The 20,116-nt window shown below is 71.8% G+C and carries 17 protein-coding genes; 6 read left to right on the top strand and 11 right to left on the bottom strand.

Annotated features, from left to right (window positions below; genetic code table 11):
* Window positions 1-387 precede the first annotated feature (387 nt).
* Window positions 388-1,962 (bottom strand): glycosyltransferase family 39 protein, encoded by a 1,575-nt coding sequence (locus Sdi02f_RS26010; RefSeq protein WP_108934122.1) that lies wholly within the window; start codon window positions 1,960-1,962, stop codon window positions 388-390.
* A gap of 128 nt (window positions 1,963-2,090) precedes the next feature.
* Between Sdi02f_RS26010 and Sdi02f_RS26005 the strand changes: the two genes are divergently transcribed.
* Together Sdi02f_RS26005 and Sdi02f_RS26000 are read left to right on the top strand one after the other, a co-directional pair.
* Window positions 2,091-2,771: a response regulator transcription factor gene (locus tag Sdi02f_RS26005; protein ID WP_053638170.1), complete on the top strand. Its 681-nt coding sequence runs from the start codon at window positions 2,091-2,093 to the stop codon at window positions 2,769-2,771.
* Window positions 2,758-4,230, top strand: coding sequence for a sensor histidine kinase (locus Sdi02f_RS26000; RefSeq protein ID WP_055468190.1), 1,473 nt, complete (start codon window positions 2,758-2,760; stop codon window positions 4,228-4,230). The genes Sdi02f_RS26005 and Sdi02f_RS26000 overlap by 14 nt, the downstream gene beginning before the upstream one ends.
* 41 nt (window positions 4,231-4,271) lie before the next feature.
* On the opposite strand, the gene Sdi02f_RS25995 is transcribed toward Sdi02f_RS26000, so the two are convergent.
* The 6 genes from Sdi02f_RS25995 to Sdi02f_RS25970 all read right to left on the bottom strand — a co-directional run bounded on the left by Sdi02f_RS25995 (window position 4,272) and on the right by Sdi02f_RS25970 (window position 12,052).
* Window positions 4,272-5,309 carry a DnaJ C-terminal domain-containing protein gene (locus tag Sdi02f_RS25995; RefSeq protein ID WP_108934121.1) on the bottom strand — a complete coding sequence of 346 codons (1,038 nt, stop codon included), beginning with the start codon at window positions 5,307-5,309 and terminating at the stop codon, window positions 4,272-4,274.
* A 265-nt stretch (window positions 5,310-5,574) separates the two neighbouring features.
* Complete coding sequence (locus Sdi02f_RS25990) at window positions 5,575-7,809, bottom strand: 2-dehydropantoate 2-reductase (RefSeq protein WP_108934120.1); 2,235 nt, start codon at window positions 7,807-7,809, stop codon at window positions 5,575-5,577.
* A complete protein-coding gene (locus Sdi02f_RS25985) occupies window positions 7,806-8,639 on the bottom strand; it encodes an SDR family NAD(P)-dependent oxidoreductase (protein WP_108934267.1) in 834 nt (277 codons plus the stop codon). The genes Sdi02f_RS25990 and Sdi02f_RS25985 overlap by 4 nt, the downstream gene beginning before the upstream one ends.
* Window positions 8,630-9,958 carry an MFS transporter gene (locus Sdi02f_RS25980; protein ID WP_053663233.1) on the bottom strand — a complete coding sequence of 443 codons (1,329 nt, stop codon included), beginning with the start codon at window positions 9,956-9,958 and terminating at the stop codon, window positions 8,630-8,632. The genes Sdi02f_RS25985 and Sdi02f_RS25980 overlap by 10 nt, the downstream gene beginning before the upstream one ends.
* Window positions 9,955-10,905, bottom strand: a complete 951-nt coding sequence (locus Sdi02f_RS25975; protein WP_108934119.1) for a polysaccharide deacetylase family protein — start codon at window positions 10,903-10,905, stop codon at window positions 9,955-9,957. The genes Sdi02f_RS25980 and Sdi02f_RS25975 overlap by 4 nt, the downstream gene beginning before the upstream one ends.
* A 145-nt stretch (window positions 10,906-11,050) precedes the next feature.
* Window positions 11,051-12,052, bottom strand: coding sequence for an Lrp/AsnC family transcriptional regulator (locus Sdi02f_RS25970; RefSeq protein ID WP_030401780.1), 1,002 nt, complete (start codon window positions 12,050-12,052; stop codon window positions 11,051-11,053).
* Between the two features lie 765 nt (window positions 12,053-12,817).
* On the opposite strand from Sdi02f_RS25970, the gene Sdi02f_RS25965 reads away from it, so the two are divergent.
* Complete coding sequence (locus Sdi02f_RS25965) at window positions 12,818-14,347, top strand: YncE family protein (protein ID WP_108934118.1); 1,530 nt, start codon at window positions 12,818-12,820, stop codon at window positions 14,345-14,347.
* A gap of 139 nt (window positions 14,348-14,486) precedes the next feature.
* Here Sdi02f_RS25965 and Sdi02f_RS25960 read toward each other — a convergent pair whose 3' ends face one another.
* Window positions 14,487-15,392, bottom strand: coding sequence for an aldo/keto reductase family oxidoreductase (locus Sdi02f_RS25960; RefSeq protein WP_053638327.1), 906 nt, complete (start codon window positions 15,390-15,392; stop codon window positions 14,487-14,489).
* A gap of 118 nt (window positions 15,393-15,510) precedes the next feature.
* On the opposite strand from Sdi02f_RS25960, the gene Sdi02f_RS25955 reads away from it, so the two are divergent.
* The 3 genes from Sdi02f_RS25955 to Sdi02f_RS25945 all read left to right on the top strand — a co-directional run bounded on the left by Sdi02f_RS25955 (window position 15,511) and on the right by Sdi02f_RS25945 (window position 17,845).
* Entirely contained in the window at window positions 15,511-15,954 is a 444-nt protein-coding gene (locus Sdi02f_RS25955) for a winged helix-turn-helix transcriptional regulator (protein ID WP_051783433.1), read from the top strand.
* A gap of 386 nt (window positions 15,955-16,340) precedes the next feature.
* The gene (locus tag Sdi02f_RS25950; protein ID WP_053663228.1) at window positions 16,341-16,607 is read left to right on the top strand and encodes a hypothetical protein; all 267 of its coding nucleotides are present in this window, start codon (window positions 16,341-16,343) and stop codon (window positions 16,605-16,607) included.
* A gap of 68 nt (window positions 16,608-16,675) precedes the next feature.
* Window positions 16,676-17,845 (top strand): Gfo/Idh/MocA family protein, encoded by a 1,170-nt coding sequence (locus tag Sdi02f_RS25945; protein ID WP_401514209.1) that lies wholly within the window; start codon window positions 16,676-16,678, stop codon window positions 17,843-17,845.
* 72 nt (window positions 17,846-17,917) lie between these two features.
* Here Sdi02f_RS25945 and Sdi02f_RS25940 read toward each other — a convergent pair whose 3' ends face one another.
* The 3 genes from Sdi02f_RS25940 to Sdi02f_RS25930 form a co-directional block, all read right to left on the bottom strand.
* Window positions 17,918-18,583: a fasciclin domain-containing protein gene (locus tag Sdi02f_RS25940; RefSeq protein ID WP_031081805.1), complete on the bottom strand. Its 666-nt coding sequence runs from the start codon at window positions 18,581-18,583 to the stop codon at window positions 17,918-17,920.
* 195 nt (window positions 18,584-18,778) lie between these two features.
* Window positions 18,779-19,384 carry a phosphatase PAP2 family protein gene (locus Sdi02f_RS25935; protein ID WP_030401787.1) on the bottom strand — a complete coding sequence of 202 codons (606 nt, stop codon included), beginning with the start codon at window positions 19,382-19,384 and terminating at the stop codon, window positions 18,779-18,781.
* Entirely contained in the window at window positions 19,381-20,067 is a 687-nt protein-coding gene (locus tag Sdi02f_RS25930) for a DedA family protein (RefSeq protein ID WP_030401788.1), read from the bottom strand. Before Sdi02f_RS25930 ends, Sdi02f_RS25935 begins: the two co-directional genes overlap by 4 nt.
* Between the last annotated feature and the right edge of the window lie 49 nt (window positions 20,068-20,116).

The raw sequence follows: 20,116 nt of genomic DNA, 5'->3' as shown, positions 1-20,116 counted from the left end.
GTGCCCCTGCGGTCGATTCCCTGTGCATGCGCTCGTGCTGGTGCAAGGCGTCCCACCTCGGATGGCTCGGCATAAGCATCTCACTCTGTTGCCCCCGTCGTCGGGACACAAGACGTGCGGGGGCAGACAAGGGGGCACTCCACCGTCGCTCCTCCCAGCGGTAGTGGCAGGACCAGTAGCTGACCACGCGCCGCTCAGTGCGAGCGAAGGGCAGGAGTCAGCGTCGGGTGCAGGTCGGGGCTCGGCTCCTCGTTGTGGATGCGCGAGGGAATGCTCCGCCTCCTGCGACCCAGCGGGACGCGATGCCCGATGAGTACCCGGGGGCCGGGCGACCCGCCCGGCGAACGTGGCCGCGCAGGCCGGACAATCCGGAGCGGCTCGCCGCCTTCACCCGCACCGCCAACGCCCGCCGCTGCGCCAAGGAGGGCCGGGAAGCCCCGGCCGCCGGCCCGGCCAGTCCGCTCGACCGGGGTCGCCGTGGTTTCGGACATAGACGGTGATGCGCGCCCCGTTGACATGGGTTGTTCCGTGTTCGCGGAAGTGGCACCGCAGGGTGCTCGTTTTCGCTTGCTCCTGCGGGTTGGCCGGCGAGGGCGCACCTGCCGGGTCGCGGACCGCGACGATCCGGTCGAATTCCAGCATGCGTGCCGCTATGTCCCGGGCGGGAAGCTCCACACCTTCAAGTGTGTTCGACGAGACGGGGTCCTGTGCCAGGGCCAGATCCGTCAGGAGACGGGTGTCCTCGGGGACGGCCCCGATCCACATCCGGTGCCGGTCGGGCAGATAGAGCAGCCCGTCGCCGGGGCGGCCCTCCTTGCGTACGGCGGCGCCGACGGCGGTGGCGTCATTGGACCGGCTCTGGGGCGTCCTCAGTGAAAGGCTCGTCGGAACGAGCGCGGCCAGTACGGCGACCGCGGTCAGTACGGCAAGCGCCGTGCTCCCCGCGGAGCGGGGGGACTGCCGCAGCCGGTGGAGGTAGTCCATGCAGGCGCCCAGCAGCAAGGCGATTCCGATATTGCTGTAGAGCACATACCGGTCGACGAAGAGGGGCTTGACCAGCGAGGCGGTCAGCAGCAGGAGGGCCGGCAGCACAACGATCGGTACAGCCAGCGCGCGGAGCCGCATGGGCCCCCTCGCCCTCACGGGCGCCAGGGCACACAGCACGCCCACGACCGCCACAGTCAGGAACCCGGGAAGCCGCACCGGTCCGCCGATCCAGGACACCTGCTCCGCCTGCCCCGCACTGCACATCGCCAGGGGCAGCAGCCCGGCCACAACGCCCGCGGCGGTCACGCTCCACGTCCTCAGCACCAGTCGTGGAACACGGGAGACGACCAGGGTGACGCCGTGTGCGACCAGGGCGAGGACCGCGAACTCGTGGAGCAGGCAGGCCAGCAGCATGGTGGAGCCGTAGACCGCCCACCGCCACCGGGCGCGATGCGGGACACTGACCACGAGCGCGTAGGTGGCCCAGGCGACCAGGGCACAGACCATGGCGTACGAGCGGCCTTCCTGCGCGTACTTCTGTACCTGGGGAAGGACCGGGAACACCAGCCCGGCCAACAGCCCCGCCCGGGGCCCCGCCAGACGCAGCCCCAGAAGCCCGACCGCGCTCGCCGCCGCGGACATCGCCAGCACGGACGGCAGCCGCAACGTCAGCAGTCCTCCGCCGAAGAGACCGAACACCCCGTGCATCACGGTGTAGTAGAGGGCATGGACCAGATCAACGTGCTGGGCCGTGTGCCAGATCTGCGAAAGATCGCGGTGCGCGAGCTGGTAGGTGACGGACTCGTCCCCCCACATGGTGTTCTTCCTTCGGATGCCCCAGAGGCCCAGAGCGATGGTCAGCAACACGGGCGCGATGACGACAACGGCTTGGGCCGGGCCCGGTGATCGCCGACGGGCGGGTGCGGGAGGGGAAGCCGTCCTGGCCCCAGCGAGGGCGCGTTCATCCAGGGACATCGGTGACAGGACCTTTCAGCAGTGGCGACGACACTTCGCCAGCGTGCCGGGACGTCACTGACCGGATGCTGACCCAACCTGACCGGCCGATCAGGAAGGCCGGCCGGCACTGTGCCAGGCTGCAGCGCATGCGCATTCTCGTGGTCGAAGACGAGGTGGACCTCGCCCACACCTTGCACACCGGCCTGACTGCCGAGGGCTACAGCGTCGACCTCGCCCATGACGGCCGGCAGGGACTGTGGATGGCCCGGACCGGCGAATACTCCCTCGTCGTACTGGACTTGATGCTGCCCGGACTCAACGGCTACAAGGTCTGCGCCCAGTTGCGCCGGGAGGGAAACGCGACGCCCATCCTGGTACTCACCGCCAAGGACGGGGAGTGGGACCAGGCGGAGGCCCTGGACACGGGGGCCGACGACTACCTGGCCAAACCCTTCTCCTACCTGGTGCTCGTCGCACGGCTGCGGGCCCTGGCCAGACGAGCCGGCACGACCGCCCCGCCCGTCCTCGCCGTGGGAGACCTCTCGTTGGACGTCGCCGGCCGGGTCTGCCGCCGGGCCGGGACCCGGGTGGAACTCACACCCAGGGAGTTCGCCGTGCTGGAACTGCTGGCCCGCCGGGCGGGCCAGGCGGTCTCCAAAACGGATCTGCTCTACCACGCGTGGCCCGACGTGGCCCAGGACCCCAATCTTGTGGAGGCGCGCGTCAGCACGCTCCGCAAGAAGGTGGACGCCGCGTTCCACCGGAACTCCCTGCAGACCGTACGGGGTGCCGGATACCGGCTGGTGGACGACCGTGAACGCGACTGAGCCGCGACGCCGCTGGTGGCCGCGTTCGGTACGAGCCCGCGCCGCCCTGGCCGCCGCTTCGGCCGCCGCCGTCATCCTGGCCGGCACCGGCTGGTGGGTCCACCACGACGTCTACCGGCGGAGCACGCAGATCGCCGAAGACCAAGCCAAGGCACAGCTCTGGCCTCTCTGCGACCAGTTGCGCGAGGGTGTCGTTCCCGACACCACGAGCACCGTGCCGTACGAGGTTGTGGCGACCGGCCGACAGGGCGCCGTCGCCTACGGCGGAGGCATGGCCGACTTCGATCCGGACACCCACCACGTGATGCCCGCTCCGTCGAGAGCCCAGCAGGTCGAACTCATCACCACCGTCCGCCTCCCCGCGAACCCCCACTACAACCCCAGCGACAAACTCTCCGTGTCCGGTGGGACCCATCAGGTCGTGACATGCGACATCCGGGCCGATGACCTGACCACCGCCAAAGCCGCCGCCTTGGGTGTCGCCGCCGACGCCGACCTGCGGGTCTATGCGCTGGTGCTCCCGAACACGGCCGACGCCATCACCAGGACCACCGACCTCCTGCTGCTGCAGGCCGGACTCGTCGGCCTCGTGCTGATCGCCGCCGTCACCTACTTCGCCGTCCGTACCGCGCTGCGGCCGGTCGAAGCCATCCGCGCCCTCACCGCCTCGGTCACCGCGAGCGACCCCCGCGAACGCGTCACCGTCCCCGCCGCCACCGGACACGAGATCACCGCCCTGGCCACCACCCTCAACACCACCCTCCAACGCCTCGACAACGCCGCCGCCCAGCAACGCCGCTTCGTCGCGGACGCCGCCCACGAATTGCGCAGCCCCCTCACCACACTGCTGGCCAGCCTGGAAGTCGCGCTCGCCTACCCGGAACGCACCGACTGGCCCGCCGCGGTGACCACCGCCGCACGACAGACCCGCCGCCTCCACGCCCTCGCCGAAGACCTGCTGCTCCTCGCCCGCCTCGACACCCGCGCCCCCGCAACCGCCCCCGACACCGTCGACCTGACGGCCCTCGCTGCCCGGTTGACCGAGCAATACCCCCTCACCGAGCGACCGCTGACCCTCACCTGCGACAGCAGCGCTCCCGCATACGCACACGGAGACCCCGACGCATACGAACGGCTGCTGCGCAACCTCATCGACAACGCCGTCCGCCACGCCGCACACCGCGTGCAGATCACCATCCGGAACGAGAGTGCCTGGGTCGTCCTCACGGTGCACGACGACGGACCGGGCGTGCCCACCGAGGACGCCGAGCGCGTTTTCGAACGCTTCGTCCGTCTCGACGACGCCCGCTCCCGCGACCACGGCGGCGCCGGCCTGGGCCTCGCCATCGCCCGCGACCTGGCCCACCGCCACCGAGGCACCCTCACCCTCGCCCCCCGGACGCTCGGAGCATGCTTCGCGCTGCGCGTTCCCCGCGCTCCCGCCCCGGACGGGGAATGAGCCTCCGGCACTGCCCGGGACCACCCTGCCCCGAGAGACGCTCAGGAGTCCCGCGCTGTGCCCGGGTGGTCGAGTTTCGCGAGGTCGATGGCCAGGCGGCCTCCGGTCAGGGCCGAAGTGCTGCGGCCCAACTCGTCCCACTGGTCGCGTGTGAAGCTGCGGGCATCCACGATGTGCTGTCGCTGCTCGCCGTGTGGCGACACCGCCCACAGCGATACGACTGAGTCGTGGCTGCCGTAGTCGAATCCCAGGCCGGCGATGTCGTCCCACCGCAGGTCCACCCGCGTCCTCCAGCGGGCGCCGCCGCCGGGACGGGGCCACTTGTCCCGGACGGCCATCCCGGCGGACGTCAAGGCCACCTCGGTGTCCCCCTGGCGGTTGCGCGCGGTGGCCGGGCCGGCTGGCCGGACACGGTCCGCGGGCTCCGGGCCAGGGCGGTGCGGGCGGGGGTTTCCCACGACGGTGATCAGGAACGCGTCGTCAGAGACAGAACGGTCATGAGGCCGGCGAATCCTGGGGTCACGCCTTTCCTCACCGGCCGACTTCCCGTGCTGTCGCCTCGGCTCCTTTCCCCCGCCCCCGGTAATCCGCACGGCCAGCAACAGATCTCCGTTCGGATTCTGACGGCCACCAGGAGCCCCCATGCTCCGCACCGTCAACTCGCTGTTGTCCTGGACGCCGACAGGGATGTGGATCCGGCGCGTGTGCTGACCGAACTTGCCCAGCCCACTCCCCCGGCACTTCCGGCAGGACGACGGTCCGCTTCGGCCCGTGCCGTCGCACACGGCGCAGCGCACGCGGGCCTTGAAGGACACTGCCTTCACGGCCCCTTGCCGGGCCTCATCGCTGGTCAAGGTCACGCTTGCCTTGACCAGCCACGGCTTCCCGTAGCGGGCGGACCGGGTGTTCAGAATGCAGGCACCGACGAAGACGGTGGCGCCGCCGGCCATACCGATGCCTGCACCCAGCCATTTTCCGGGATTCGGGACATCGGTCAGCAGGAGCGAGGCGCTGAAGACGAAGGTGAGGAATCCCAGAACGATGGCCAAGTAACGTGCGCCGCTCGGCCCGTTGTCCATGATCGCCCGTCCTCCCACCGTCAGCAGACCGTTGCCCGTATGGGACGCTCCGTAGCGGTCTTCCAGTTCCCGTGCCTCCAACGGGACACCCCGAATGTCTGCTCTCGGACGTAACCGGCGTGGTGACGAAGGTCGTTCAGCCGTACTCAGCCGGGGACCGTAGGTCACTGGGGATGAACGCCTGTCGACAACAGACAGCGACCAGGCCAAAGTGCCTCGCGGCAGGACGGCCGGTGCGGGGTGCCGGCCTGCCGCGAGGTGGGCCTCACTTCTCGGCGAGCGTCGCGAGAACGGCGGCGGCCAGCGCGGCGCGGGTGACCATCCCGGACACGGATGTGCTCTCCGAACGGGCGTGGGCGCCGTGTCCGACCGCCCCGATGCCGTCCAGCACCGGTACGCCGGCCGCCACGAGGAAGTTCCCGTCGCTGGCACCGCCGACCGACGCCTCCGCGAGGTCGTGTCCGAGCCGGCGGGCGCAGGCCTTGGCCAGGTCCGCGAGTTCGGCGACGCCTTCGCCGCGTTCGAAGACGGGACGGTTCCAGTCCCCCGTGACCTCCAGTCGGGTGCGGGCGTCGACGGGGCGCAGGCCGGCGAGGGCCCGTGCGATCCGCTGCTGCTCGCCGGCGGTGGCCACGCGGACGTCCAGGCGGGCGTGGGCCCGGCCGGCCGTGACGTTGCTGCGTGTGCCCCCCTCGATCACTCCGACGTTGAGAGAGGTTCCGGCCGCGTGGTCGCGCAGCTCCGTCAGACGCAGGATCTGGCGGGCGAGCTCGTCCACCGCGCTGGCCCCCGCGGTGGGGTCCAGTCCCGCGTGGGCCTCGGTGCCGGTGACGGTGAGGGTGAACAGGCCGACCCCCTTGCGGGCGGTCTTGATGGCGCCGTCGGCGGCACCTTCGAAGACCATGGCGAGCCGGCAGTCGCGGCCCTCCTCGACGAGGGCTTCGTGGGACGCGAGGCTTCCGGTCTCCTCGTCGCCGTTGAGCACCAGGGAGGCGGCCGGCCGGGGCAGGCCGAGCGCGTCGAGCGCGCGCAGGGCCCAGACCGCCTGGACGAGGCCGGCCTTCATGTCGAAGACGCCGGGCCCGCTGATGACGTCGCCCTCCCGGCAGAAGGGCCACGCGTCCAGGGTGCCGGTCGGCCAGACGGTGTCGTAGTGGCCGACCAGCATGACCGGGCGTCCGTCGGCCGCCGTGGCGCCGCGTGCCGGGTATCGGCGGATCATGATGTCGCCGGCGTCGGCGCGCGGGAGGATCTCTTCCGTCTCCGGCGTTCCCAGCCGCTGGTCGAGCCACTCGCGCAGCCAGGCGAGGCAGGCGCCCAGGGCGTCCGGGTCGTCGCTGGCACTGCCCCGGGCGGTGTAGGCGGCCAGGTCGGCGACCATGTCCTCGCGGTGGTGCTCCAGCCAGCGCAGGACGGCCCCGGCCTGTTCGTCGGCGGGAGGGAGCTGGTCCGCGGGGGGCGGGGTGAGCCGGTCGAGTGCGTCGAGTCGCGCTTCGGACATCGTATGCGGTGCGCCCTCGAGTGCGCGCAGCCCCTCCAGGACGGCCCGCAGGAGGGTCGTGGGCAGTCCCGTCCCGTCGGCGTAGGCGATGACGTCGGCGTAGTGGGTGGTGACCTCGACGGGGCGGTGGCGGACGGCCAGGTCGCGCCAGATGCCGCTGCGGTCCTTCGGCTGGGTGCGGAGCCACGCGGTGAGACGGTCGAAGGCGGCGTCGCGCACCGCGGTGTCCGCTCCCCGGCGGAAGGGGCGGGGGTCGAAGGCGTCGAACGCCTCGAGCGTGACGCCGCGCCGGTCGGCCACGGCGAAGACCTCCGCCGTGAGCCGGGCCATGGCGGGACGGTGACGGTCGATCAGGTCGGCCATGGGCGCGTCGGCGAGGGCGGTGGCGGCGAGCATGGCGCCGAATCCGGCCTTGGCCCACAGATACCCCTCGACGTTGTCACTGGCCCGGGCGGGACCCCAGCTCTGCAGGTCGGCGACGAGAGCGCGGACGCGGTCGCTGACGGGGGCACCGCCGGGTTCGCCGATGACGAGGGCTCCCGGGCCGCCGTCCTGGATCACCCCGGGCTCGGCAACGTCGGCGAAGATGTTGACGAAGGCGGCGACGGTGCGGTCGGCACCGACGAGCCCGGCTATCAGGTCCTCGTTGAAGCCGTTCTGCACGGAGACGACGTACCCGTCCGGGGCCAGGCGGGGGGCGATCCACTCGACGGCGCTCCGGGTGGCCTGCGCCTTCACCGCGAGCAGGACGCGTTCGAGCGGTCCGGTGAAGGCGTCGGGGGTGGTCGCGGTGACCGGGACGCTCGTGCGACCGCCGTCGGCGGCGGCGAGGACGAGTCCGTGGGCGCGGATCGCGTCGACGTGAGCGGTGTCGGTGTCGACGAGGGTGACGGGGTGGCCCGCGCGGGCGAGGGCGAAGGCGAGGGTGCCGCCGATCGCTCCCGCGCCGACGACGGCGTAGGCGGTCCGTTCCCGGGCGGTGTCGCTGGTGTCGCTCATCGGGCGTCTTCCTCTGTCGTGGTGGCGGCCGCGAGGGGTGGGTGAGCAGCGCGGGCGCGGGTGTCGTCGGTCTGCCAGATCCGGGGAAGGTGGAGGGCTCCGGTGCTCGATCCGCCGTCGACGCGGAGCACCTCGCCGGTGATCCAGGAGGCTTCCGGACCCGCGATCCAGCACACGGCGCGGGCGATGTCCGCGGGCGTTCCGGGGCGGCCCAGCGGGTTGACGCCGATGGCCTCGGCGTATGCGGCCGAGACGGGGTTGCAGTCGCTGTCGACCAGGACGAAGCCGGGGCTGACCGCGTTGACGCGGATGGCGTGGGCGCCCAGTTCGAGGGCGGCGGCCCGGGTGGCCATCTCGAGGGCCGCCTTGGAGCTGGCGTACGGTCCGCCGCCCGGACGTGAACGCAGGGCGGAACCGGAGGAGATGTTGACGACGCTGCCGGGCCGGCCCTCGGCCGTGGCGAGGCGGGCGAGGGCCGCGGTGGTCAGGACGGGGGCGCGCAGGTTGACGGCGAACAGCCGGTCCCAGGCCGCCGGTTCGACCCGGGCCATGTCCAGGGAGGGGTAGACGCCCGCCGCGTTGACGAGGACGTCCACCGGACCGTGGGCCGCCCATGCCTCTTCGACGAGGACGGTCGCCGCCCGGGGGTCGGTCAGGTCGGCGGCCAGGGTCGCGGCGCCGGCGCCGAAGCGCGAGGCCGTGGCCCGCAGCGCGTCGGGGTCGTGGTCGCTGAGCGTGAGGAACGTCCCCTGGGCTGCGAACGCCTCGGCGACGGCGGTGCCGATGCCGCCCGTGGCGCCGGTGAGGAGAACGTGGCGCGTCACTTGAATTCCTTGTCCTTGGTCTCGGGCATCGTGAGGTAGACGGCGAGGGAGATCAGCGAGGCGACGGACACGTAGATCCAGAGCATGTCGCTGTGGCCGCTCTCGTGCATCCACGTCGTGACGTACGGCGCCGTGCCGCCGAAGACGGCGACGGCCAGGGCGTAGGGCAGGGCGATGCCGGTGGCCCGGACCTCGGCGGGGAACTGCTCGGCCATGATCACGGCGCAGTTGGCGGAGTAGCCGAGGATGAGCAGCATGCCGACGAGCTGGACCAGGAACAGGCTGAGGAAGCTGTCGCCGAGCAGGTGCAGCAGCGGCCAGGCCAGGACCACGAACCCGCCGGCGAAGCCGGCCATCGTCGGCTTGCGTCCGAGCCGGTCGGAGAGCACTCCGGCGAAGGGCAGCGCGATCACGAAGACGATGAGGCACAGGGTCTGCGAGAGCAGCGCCGTGCTCAGCGGGATGCCGGTGGTCAGGTTCGCGTACGTGGGCAGGTAGTTGACCCAGATGTAGTAGGTGAGGGTGCCCGCGATCGTGATGCCGACGACGCGCAGTGTCGCCGCGGGGTGCTCGACGAACATCGCCTTGACGGGGTTGGTGCGGGTGCGTCCGCTGTCCTGGGTCCGGGTGAAGGACTCCGTGTCCTCGACCGAGACGCGCAGCCACAGGCCGACCAGGCCCAGCAGGGCTCCCACGACGAATGCGACGCGCCAGCCCCAGGCGTGCAGGGCGTCGTCGCTGAGCCACGAGGTCGTGAGCGTGCCCAGGAGCGAGGCGATCAGGACGCCGCCGGCCACCGACACCTGCTGCCAGGAACCGGCGAAGGCGCGACGGCCCCGGGCGGCGGACTCGACGAGGAAGGCGGAGGACGAGCCGAACTCCCCGCCGGCGGAGAAGCCCTGCACGAGGCGGGCGACGACGAGCAGCAGGGGCGACAGGACGCCTGTCTGCTCGTACGAGGGGGTGATGGCGATCAGGAAGCCGGCGCCCGCCATCAGGGCGACGGTGAGCGTCATGCCCTTCTTGCGGCCGCGGCGATCGGCGTAGGCACCGAGCACGGCGGCACCGATCGGGCGCATGACGAACCCGACCGCGAACACGGCGAGGGTCGACAGCAGGGCGACCGCGCCGTCGCCCTTGGGGAAGAACTCGTCGGCGATGACCTTCGCGAAGATCGAGTACAGCGCCCAGTCCACCCACTCGACGGTGTTGCCGATGGTGCCTGCGACGATGGCCTTGCGCTGGCCGCTGCTCAGTTTGCCGGGGGCGGACGGGTCGCCCTCCCCTTTCCGGGCTCCTGCGGGCATGGCGGATCTGGTGTTCATGGGGTGGGCTCCGTGGGGACGGGTCGGGCGGCGGCGGATCCGTGCAGTACGCCGCGGGCGGCGTCGGCCACCTGGGCGTGGGTGGCGAACCAGACGTCCTGGTGGGCCGTGATGTGGTCGAGGAGTTCGCGCAGCACCACGAGGCGTGAGCGATGGCCGATGACGTGGGGGTGCAGCGTCAGCTGGAAGACCCCGCCGTCGCGGTGGGCGGCGTCGAACTCGTCCCGCCAGATCTCTCCCACGTCGCGGGGCCGGCTGTAGGGGCGGACGGATCCGTAGCGGTCCATCGTGAAGTACGGGGCGTCGTCGCGGATCCAGTCGACGGGGATCTCGACGAGGCCGGTGGGGCGGCCCTCGGCGACGACCTCGTAGGGTTCGTCGTCGGCCATGAGCGAGGAGTCGTAGGTGAAGCCGAGTTCGAGCATGATGTCGAGGGTCGAGTCCGAGAAGTCCCAGGAAGGGGTCCGGATGCCGACCGGGCGCTGACCGGTCAGCGTCGTGAGCGTGTCGAGGGCGCGTGCGGTCAGTTCTCGCTCGTCCTCACGGCCGAGCAGCATGTTCCGCTCGTGGATCCAGCCGTGGACGGCCAGTTCGTGCCCGTCCACGGTGTAGGCGCGGGCTTCCTCGGGGTGGAGGAGGGCGGAGACGGCCGGCATGAAGAAGGTGGCGGGGACGCCGTAGTGCGCCAGCAGGTTCAGGATCCTCGGAGCACCGGCGCGGGCTCCGTACTCGCCCTGGGCGAGACGGCCCGGGCTGGTCTCGCCGTCGCGCAGGGGGATCGTTTCGTGGTCGGAGTCGAACGACACGGCGACGGCGACGCGGGCGCCGCCGGGCCAGCGGTCGGGGACCAGGCGCCGTCCGGCGCGTACGGCGTCGACGTGACCGCGCCACGTGGGCTCGGGCCAGCGCCAGCTTTCTGCGGGCAGGTTGCCGTCGTCTGAGGACATGGTGACTCCACGGGGAGGGTGATCCGGGGCGGGGGACGAACGGGAGTGACGGCCGTGGCACGGCCGGGGGTGTGCGGGACCGGTGGGTCGGCGGGACGGGTGTGAGGGCGGGACGGCGGGACGGGTGTGAGGGCGGGACCGGTGTTCAGACGGGCCGGTCCATCCGGTGCCAGGAGTACTTCAAGGTGGCGAGGTGCAGCGTCACGTCGGAGGCGATGAGTCCGGGAAGCGATCCGATGACGTCGCTGGTGTAGGGGTGGAGGTCGGCGCGCCGGGGCAGCACCATGTGCCCGATGAGGTTGAAGCGCCCGGTCGCCGCGCTGAGGAACTTCGTCCCCGGATGCCCGGCGAGCTGTCTGCCGGCGGCGTCCAGCTTTCCGGGCTCGATGGACAGCCACACCATGAACTCGGCGTCGAAGCCGAGGAGGGAGGGTTCGACGAGGGTGCGGAACCGCAGGATGCCGCGGGAGATGAGCCGGTCCATGGCTCGGGCGACGCTCGATTCGGCACGGTTCAGGCGCCGGGCGAGGACGCTGACCTGCGTCCGGCCGTCCTCCCGCAGCGCCCCGGCGATCTCCTGCTCGAGCGGGGTGAGCGCTTGTGGCGCACGGTCCCGGTCGGTGCGGTCGCCCGGGGACGGGGCGGGCCGCAGGTCGGCGGCCGCTTCGGGCGGGAGCAGGCCGGTGTCCCACATCGCCGCCGAGGTGAAGGACCGGATGACGGGAACCACCTCGGTGCTCGTGATGAGGTCGGTCGCGGGAAGATCCGTGAACAGCATCCGCATCATCTCCGCGTTGTCGCGGGCGACGAAGTCGACGACGAGATCGGCCGACCCGGTGACGACGGCGACGAAACGGACGTCGGGGCTCTCGCTGAACCGGGCCGCGGCCTCCAGCCCGCGGCCGGGGCGGGTCTGGACCCGGACCATCATGGAGGATCCCTCCCGTGTCCGGTCCAGTTCCAGGGTTCCGGACACCCGCAGCAGCCCTCGCTCCCGCAGTGCCGTGTAGCGGCGCTGTGCGGTGGTCTCGCTGGCGCCCACCCAGCGCCCCACCGCGCTCCACGGCGCACGACCGTTGAGCTGGAGCGCCGCGATGACGCGGCGGTCCAGGTCGTCGATGGCGTCCTTGAGCGCTTCCTGGGGCATGCGATGAAGCTAACCAGCGATTTTTCGCCAGTCAATGGCGGAATCCTGCATTACCGCTGGTCAGAGGGTCGCGATCAGACATCGTGAGCGCTCGCCGACGAAAGAGGGCCCAGCTCCGGCCCTTCCGGGCGGGCGAGCAGGGCATGAAGGATTTCCCCACCTCCGCCGTCAGAAGAGTTCACCGGCGTGCCTCTCTCTTCTGGCCTGCGGTTCTCCATGCGCCGTCCGGTCCCCCGGCGGCGCCGATACGTCCGCGCACGGGCGGGCCGGCCGACCGCCGCGGACACCTGAAACGAGGATGCGCCGCGGCTCGGGGCCCCTGGGCGACGGATTCCTTCACCGCACCGGCTGCCGTGCCCGCCGACGCCGTCGTCGGGCCGGCCGTCGCGTCGACGGCGTGGTCAGGGCCGGCGGTCGTGGGCCGGCGCGAGCGGGCCGTGTTCGCCGGTGGTCCGGCTCGGGCACCGCCCAGCACGACGCGACGAGGGCGTCGACCGCGTCGCAGACGGCCCGTACAAGGTCCGGCGCGCCGGGGAAGGCCGAGGAACCTGAGGAACCGCGCCGGGGAAGGGCGAGGAAGGGCTCGCGCGTACGGTCGGCGGCGGTGACAAGAGACGACTCGTCTCCGATCATTGACCCTGATTGCGTACGACGGGCGCCGCCCGAACCGGGGTGGCGCGCGCGGTGACATCGGGGGGATCAGGGGGATCAGGGGTGGGATCGGTGTTGAGGAACACGCGGGGAAGAAGCCGCAGACTGACGACGGTGCTGCTGGCGGGTGCGTTGGCCGGGTCTGCGCTGGTCGCGGCCCCCGGTAGCGCCTCCGCGGCCGCCAGGGCCGCCGGTCCGGGCAGCGCCCCGGCTGCCGTGGTGCCGTCGGGTCCTGGTACGGAGCTGTCGGCCGCGTCGTTCAGCCAGATGACGGTGGACGACGCCGGCGGGCGCGTGTGGATCGCCGGCGACCGGGTCTATCCGGACGGTTCGCGGGACGGCGAGCTGATCGGTGTGCTCTATGCGGGCGCCGGGCCCGCCGTCGCGAGCGCCCACATGGCCGCTCCCCTGTCCGGCGTGGCGGTGGAGCCGGACGGCTCGAAGGTCTATGCGGGGCAGTCGGAACACGTCGCGGCCTACTCGCACTTCAACGGGTCTCTGTATCCCCTGGACCCGATTCCGGCGCCGGCCGACGACTGCGGGCGGGAGCTGGTGCACACCGGCGGTCGGCTGTTCTTCACCAGTCGTCCGGCAGCGTCGCCAGGGAACTGCACCGACGGACTGGGCAGTGTCGGCGTCGCCGCGACGGCCGAGGGCGGCACCGCCGGGGAGGTCATGTACACGAGCACCCGGGTCCATCTCGAGGGAGGGCCCGGAGGCCTCCTGGTGACCGCTCCGGAGCGCTGGTCCCCCGCCGACGACCCCGACCTGGGGATCTACCGGGTGACGGACGGGTCGGACGGGAACCTGCTGGAGTTCCTGGGCGAACGCCGGTTCACCGAGGACGGCACGCGAGAGGGCATGGACTTCCGGGACGCCGGCTTCTCCGCGGACGGCTCCGTCCTCGCGGTGGCCGACGGTGTCCGGGGGACCGTGCTGCTCGACGGCCACAACGCGCGCTTCCTCGAGAACCGCTATGCGCCGCTGCCGGAAGGTGTCGCGCCGACGGCCGTGGCCTTCAGTCCCGACGGCAAGTGGTTCGCCCAGGGCGGCGCGGCCTCCGGCGACGAAGCCGACCTCACCCTGGCGTTCGCCGATCCGTCGGTCGAACGGCAGCCGCTGCGCATCAGCTTCGACGACGAGGCCGCGGGCCGGCGTGTCGTTCCGCGGGGCATGGAGTTCTCCGGGGACGGTGAACAGCTCTTCGTGGTGACCTCCGACGAGGAGGGCACGAGGTTCTGGCTGCACACGATTCAGACCCGGGAAGCCCTGGCTCCGTCGCGTCTCGTGGACGTGACGCACGGCCCGGCGGTCGCCGGCGCGCCGTTCAGGGTGAGTGGACGGCTGGATCTGGACGAACCGGCACCCACCCGGACACCCCGGCTCACGGTGCAGCGGCTCAGTGACTCGGAGGTCGTCGACCTGCCTTCGGTCCCGGTCGCCGAGGACGGAACCTTCGTCCTGGAGGACGTCCTGCCGGAACGGGCGGGGAACGTCCAGTACGTGCTCGGCTACGCGGGCGACGAGGTCCACTCCCTCTCGGAGTACTGGCTCGTGGTGGACACGGTGGAGGCGTCGAACACGGCGGACCCCGGCGGCAGGCAGCCGGCGCGTGGCGCGCCGGCCCCCTCCCCGGCAGGGTGACGGGTACGGGCCTGTCCTCCCGGCCCGTGGCGGACGGGCAGGCCCTGGCCGGGAACTGCGGGAGCCCCCGGCCGGACCTGCCCCCGGGCCGGACCTGCCTCCGGCCGCCGTCCGTCCTGCCGGTCACCGCTCCGCCGTCTCACTCCCCGTCTGTCTCACTCCCCGTCGGCGCCGGCCGGCCGATGGTGTCCAGTTCGGCCATGTCCTGGCCGGAAAGGGGGATCTGGGCGCCCGCGATGTTCTCGCGCAGGTGGGCGGTGGACGACGTGCCGGGGATGAGCAGGATGTTCGGCGAGCGTCGCAGCAGCCAGGCCAGCGCGACCGACATCGGCGTCGTCCCCAGCCGGCCCGCGACCTTCGAGAGCACCTCGGACTGCAGCGGCGTGAAGCCTCCCAGGGGGAAGAACGGCACGTAGGCGATGCCGTCGGCGGCGAGGCGGTCCACGAGGCCGTCGTCGTGGCGGTGGGCGAGGTTGTACATGTTCTGCACACAGACGATCGGGGCGACGGAGCGCGCTTCGGCGACCTGCTCCGGGGTCACGTTGCTGACGCCGAGGTGGCGGATCAGGCCCTCTCGCCGCAGCTCGGCGAGCGTCTCGAACGCTTCGGTGACCGAGCCGGGCTGCGGCCCCCGGGCATCGCCCATCCGCATGTTGACCAGGTCGAGCGTGTCCACGCCGAGGGCTTCGAGGTTCTCGTGGACCTGCCGGCGCAGGTCTGCGGGGCGCCGGGCGGTGGGCCAGCCGCCCCGGGCGTCGCGGGTCGCACCCACCTTGGTGGCGAGGAACAGTGACGCCGGATAGGGGTGCAGCGCTTCGCGGATCAGCTCGTTGGTGATGCGCGGTCCGTAGGCGTCGCTGGTGTCGATGTGAGTGATCCCGAGGCCGACCGCCTCACGCAGGACGGCGAGGGCGCCGTCGCGGTCGGCCGGCGGCCCCATGACCCCGGGACCGGCGAGTTGCATCGCGCCGTAGCCGAACCGGGTGACGGTCGAGTCCCCCAGCGTCCAGGTTCCGCCGGGAAGAGAGGTGGAGGGCGTGGTCATCACAGGTGCCTTTCGCTTGCGGTCAGGGGCCGGTGGCCTCCTGGTCCCTTGCACCAGTGTTGGAGAGATACTTCCCAGGGGGAAGTAGGCACTCTTGAGTGCGTAACCCACCCAGAGGATGCGAGGCGGAGCAGTGACAACGGCGAAGACCGGCAAGGCGGAGCAGGCCAAGGCGGAGTACAACGCGTTCCTGGCCATGTGCCCCAGTCGTCAGCTTCTCGACCGGATCTCGAACAAGTGGGCCGTCCTGATCCTGTGCGCACTGGGCGGTGACGCCGACGACCGGCCCGGTGCGCCGCACGCCCCGAAGGCGATGCGCTACTCGGAGCTCGCCCGGCTGCTGGCCGGGGTCAGCCAGAAAATGCTGACCCAGACCCTGCGCGCCCTCGAACGCGACGGCCTGCTCACCCGCACCGTGACGCCCACGGTCCCGGTCACCGTCACCTACGAGCTGACCGGTCTCGGCCTCTCGCTCCACCGACTGACACGCGAACTCCGGCAGTGGGCGCAGGACAACATGGACCAGGTGCTCACCAACCGGGAGCAGCACGATTCCGCCTGAGTCCGCGCGAACGAACCGGACTCCCCCGGTCACCGCGGGCGGCGAGACCGTCGGGCGGGTCCGGTCGCCGGCCCGGACGCCGGGCCAGACGCCGCGCGCGGCCGGCGGGCGCGGCGCGGCACGGCGCGGCACGGCGCGGTCCGGCACGAGAGGTGCGGTCCGGCACGAGAGGTGCGGCCGGGGCCGCATCGCGTCGTCGCGCGCCGGGGGTACCTCACCCGCGGCCAACCGCCCGACGGACTGCGCCGCTTCGGACCCGCCAGGGTCCCAACGGAAGGCGAACGACAAGTTCCCTCCCGGCGACGCGCAGCGCCGTCCCCTCGCCTGACCTCGTACCGCACGCGCCTGCCGCCCTGAATTAGTAAGCTCTTCAGCATTATTCGGCGGTGGCCACCGCCGACGTGGTCCTCGACCCGCTGCGCCGGGAGCTGACCGAGCACTGTCTGCGCATGCCGGAGCTGCGCGCCTCCACGCTCGGCGACGAGAGCGTGACGCTGGGGGCGGTGCGGCCGGCCCTGGACGAGGTCGACAGCCGGCTTCTGAGCGACTGGCTGGCGGCACCGGCCGCGCCCCGGCCGGTAGCGGCGCGGACGGGGTACGCGGCCGCCGTCCGTACGCACCACCTCAACAGGAACGAAGGGACCGCCCAGTGAGCACCCGTGAACAGATACCGGCTCCGCAGCTGCGTGTCGGCGTGGTCGGCATCGGACAGCGCGCGGACATGGCCGCGCTGGCGAACCGTTTGGGCACCGCCCGGATCGTGTCCTGCGCCGACCCGGACCCGCGGGGCCAGGAGGACGCCGGACGGCTGTTCGGCGCCGGCGTCGTGGTGCACGACCGGTACGAGAACATGCTCGACGACGAGCTGGACGCCGTGTTCGTGCTCACCCCCGACCATCTGCACACCCGGCCCGCGCTGTTCTTCCTCGCCGCGGGCGTGGCGGTGTTCGTGGAGAAACCGCTGACCATCACCGTCGCCGACTGCGACACGCTGCTCCAGGCCGCGTTCCGCTCCCGCACCCGGCTCTACGTGGGTCACAACCTGCGTCATCTGCCCATGCTGCGGCGGATGCGCGAACTGATCGACGACGGCGCGATCGGCCGCGTGCGCGCGGTGTGGTGCCGTCACTTCGTCGGCCACGGCGGGGACTTCTACTTCAAGGACTGGCATGCGCAGCGGGCGAACACCACCGGTCTGCTGCTGCAGAAGGGCGCCCACGACCTCGACGCCATCCACTGGCTCGCCGGGGGCTACTCCCGCAACGTGGTCGCCCAGGGCGCGTTGGCCGTCTACGGCGACAACCCCCGCCGGGCCACCCGGGAGACCGTGCCGCCCGGTCAGCGCATGCCCGACTGGTTCGACCCGGACGTCTGGCCGCCGTCCGCGCTGCGCGACCTCAATCCCGTCGTCGACGTCGAGGACATCAGCATGATGCTGGCCCGCCTGGACAACGGCGTGCTCGCCAGCTACCAGCAGTGTCACTTCACGCCGGACTACTGGCGCAACTACACGGTGGTCGGGGACGAGGGGCGGCTGGAGAACTTCGGCGACGGCATCGACGGCGATCCCGCGCGGGTCGACGTGTGGAACCGGCGCCGCTCCGGCTACCGCGCCGACGCCGACCTCTCCGTACCGGTCGTGGTACCGGCGGAGGAAACCCACGGAGGCGCGGACCGGGCGCTCGTCGAGGAGTTCCTCCGTTTCGCCGCCGCCGGAGGTCCCACGGAGACCTCGCCCGTGGCCGCCCGGGAAGCCGTCGCCGCCGCGGTCGCCGCGACCACCTCGCTGCGCTCGGGCAGCACGCCGGTCGACGTTCCCCCGCTCGACCCGGAGATCGTCCGCTACTTCGAGGAGCACCAGCCCTCCGGGGCCCCGGCGGAGACGGGGTGAAGGACCGGTCACGGTACCGGCGAAGCCGCACCGGTGTGTTCCGGCGCGGCTTCGCCGTCCCCACGCACCTGCCTAGGAGGGCGAGGGCGTCGACGGCGTCGACGGCGTGGCGGTCGGCGGGAGGAGAACACCGTCGACGATGTACACCGTGGCGTTCTTCGTGGGGATGTTGCCGCAGGTGATCGGTACGCTGCCGTTGACCTTGAAGGAGTCACCGGAGCCGGAGGTGGTGAGGGTGCTGCCCTCGAGGGTGGTGAACGTGCCGTGGGGCAGCTGCGACTTGGTGATCTTCTTGTGCTCGACCACGTGGTAGGTGAGCACCTTCTTGAGCTGCGCCTTGTCGTTGAGGAGCGCGTCCCGCTTGGCGGCACCGAGTTTGTCGAACGCGTCGTTGGTGGGCGCGAAGACGGTGCTGCCCTTGAGGCCCTTCAGCGTGCTCGCCAGGTCGGTCTTCTTGATGGCGTCGGCCAGCATGGACAGGTTCGGGTTGTTCTCCACTGCGGTCGCGACGTTCTCGTGCGCCATCTGCGCGGCGCTTCCGTTGCCGCTCTGCGGCAGCATGGAACAGTCCGGGCCGAAGGACTGATTGCCCGGCGACGGCGACGGCGACGCGGTGCCGGTGGCCGTCGGTGACGCGTCGGACGCCGATGCCTGGGATGCCGAGATGCCCAGCGTCAGCGGGAGGCTGAGCGCTGCTGCCACTGTGAAAGCGGCGGTACGGATGCGTACAGACTGCATACCAATTCCTCGTTCCCTGTGGAGGAGGGCTTGGGCCTGGGTTCGACTGAGCTGCGAGAGCCCCTCGACGAGGGCTCCGCACGCCGGTTGGGGAGAGGCACCACACCGGCGGGCCCATGGCTTGTGATCGGGCCCTCCACCATCTAAGCGCACATCGCGCCGCCCGGCATCTTTCCCCTGCTGCTCCGGCACCCGTCACGGGGCCGTCACCAGCGGGCGGAGGCGGCTGGAGCCGATCCACCGGCCCACGGACCGCGACCACCGGCTCAGCGCGGTACTCGCCAGGAGGGCGACGAGCCCGCCGACCAGCGCTCCGGCCAGGACGTCGTGCGGATAGTGCGCACCCACCCACACCCGCGAGGCCGCCATCGCCACGGCGGCTGCGGCCGCGACCGCTCCGAGCCGTCGCGAGACGAAGAACAGCGCCACGGCAGCGGCGGCGGCGATCGCCGCGTGGTTGCTGGGGAAGGACCAGTCCCCGGGCGCCGGGCAGGCCTCGAGGGTCCTCACGTGGAGGCTCTGGCACGGCCGGTCCTCACGGACCAGCAGTTTGAGTACGGCATTCACGCCGTACGCCAGGACCACGACCACCGGCACCGCGAGCGCCGTCACCGCGGCCGTCCCTGCGGACCGGCGCGCGAACCACCAGCCGACGGCTGCGAGGACGACGAACGCCACCAGCCCGTAGGCCGACCAGAGCGACACCGTTTCGTCCAGCCAGCCCGGCGCCTGTCGCGCCGCGCCCACCACGTCCAGGTAGGCGGAGCCGTCGATCGACGACCCGTCGAATGCTGTCATCACCTGTTTTCCTCCTCGGAATCGCCACCTCGGCGGGCCCGGCGGGCCCGGCGAGCCCGGTACAGCTCGGCCAGCAGAGGCAGCAGCGACACGACGACGACCAACGCCACCAGCGGGAGCAGGTACCGGTCGATGTTCGGGACGGACGAGCCCAGCGCGTATCCCGCGAGGGTGAGGCCGACGCTCCACACGAGCCCGCCGGCGACCTGCCACACCGTGAACGTCCGCACCGGCACCCCCAGCGCACCCGCCACCGGATTGAGCACGGTCCGCACCACCGGGACGAACCGGCCCAGCACGACGGCCTTGGCGAACCCGTACCGCTCCAGCAGCGCCTCGGCGCGCTTCGCCCCCTCGTGGAGCCGCTGCGAGCGGCTGCGGGCCAGCAGCGCTCCGCCTGCCTTCCGGCCGAGCAGATACCCGCACTGTGCCCCGGCGAGCGCCCCCGTCGCGGCGGCGGCCAGCAACGGTCCCAGGGACAGGTGCACACCCCCCTGCGCCGAGCCCGTGCACAGCAGACCTGCCGTGAACAGCAGCGAGTCGCCCGGCAGGAAGAACCCGACCAGCAGTCCCGTCTCGGCGAACAACACCACCCCCACCCCCAGGACGCCGAAGGCGACCAGCAGAGAATGGGCGTCGAGCACGTTGACAGCGAGCTGCAACGACAGGTGGACGGGTGCAGGCATCCTCGCGCCCCCTTCGATCCGGTGGAGCGGGCGCGTCGGGGCAGCACCC

This window comes from Streptomyces ardesiacus (assembly GCF_003112575.1).
Classification (GTDB): Bacteria; Actinomycetota; Actinomycetes; order Streptomycetales; family Streptomycetaceae; genus Streptomyces; species Streptomyces ardesiacus.
Note: the sequence above shows the minus strand (reverse complement) of the source record. Positions and strands in the feature narration are given on the sequence as shown.

Bases quoted from the DNA above. Each gene is read 5' to 3' on its own strand.
- Sdi02f_RS26010 (WP_108934122.1), bottom strand. From the start codon at position 1,962: ATGTCCCTGGATGAACGCGCCCTCGCTGGGGCCAGGACGGCTTCCCCT.
- Sdi02f_RS26005 (WP_053638170.1), top strand. From the start codon at position 2,091: ATGCGCATTCTCGTGGTCGAAGACGAGGTGGACCTCGCCCACACCTTG.
- Sdi02f_RS25995 (WP_108934121.1), bottom strand. From the start codon at position 5,309: ATGGACAACGGGCCGAGCGGCGCACGTTACTTGGCCATCGTTCTGGGA.
- Sdi02f_RS25990 (WP_108934120.1), bottom strand. From the start codon at position 7,809: ATGAGCGACACCAGCGACACCGCCCGGGAACGGACCGCCTACGCCGTC.
- Sdi02f_RS25980 (WP_053663233.1), bottom strand. From the start codon at position 9,958: ATGAACACCAGATCCGCCATGCCCGCAGGAGCCCGGAAAGGGGAGGGC.
- Sdi02f_RS25975 (WP_108934119.1), bottom strand. From the start codon at position 10,905: ATGTCCTCAGACGACGGCAACCTGCCCGCAGAAAGCTGGCGCTGGCCC.
- Sdi02f_RS25970 (WP_030401780.1), bottom strand. From the start codon at position 12,052: ATGCCCCAGGAAGCGCTCAAGGACGCCATCGACGACCTGGACCGCCGC.
- Sdi02f_RS25960 (WP_053638327.1), bottom strand. From the start codon at position 15,392: ATGACCACGCCCTCCACCTCTCTTCCCGGCGGAACCTGGACGCTGGGG.
- Sdi02f_RS25955 (WP_051783433.1), top strand. From the start codon at position 15,511: ATGCGAGGCGGAGCAGTGACAACGGCGAAGACCGGCAAGGCGGAGCAG.
- Sdi02f_RS25945 (WP_401514209.1), top strand. From the start codon at position 16,676: ATGGCCGCGCTGGCGAACCGTTTGGGCACCGCCCGGATCGTGTCCTGC.
- Sdi02f_RS25940 (WP_031081805.1), bottom strand. From the start codon at position 18,583: ATGCAGTCTGTACGCATCCGTACCGCCGCTTTCACAGTGGCAGCAGCG.
- Sdi02f_RS25930 (WP_030401788.1), bottom strand. From the start codon at position 20,067: ATGCCTGCACCCGTCCACCTGTCGTTGCAGCTCGCTGTCAACGTGCTC.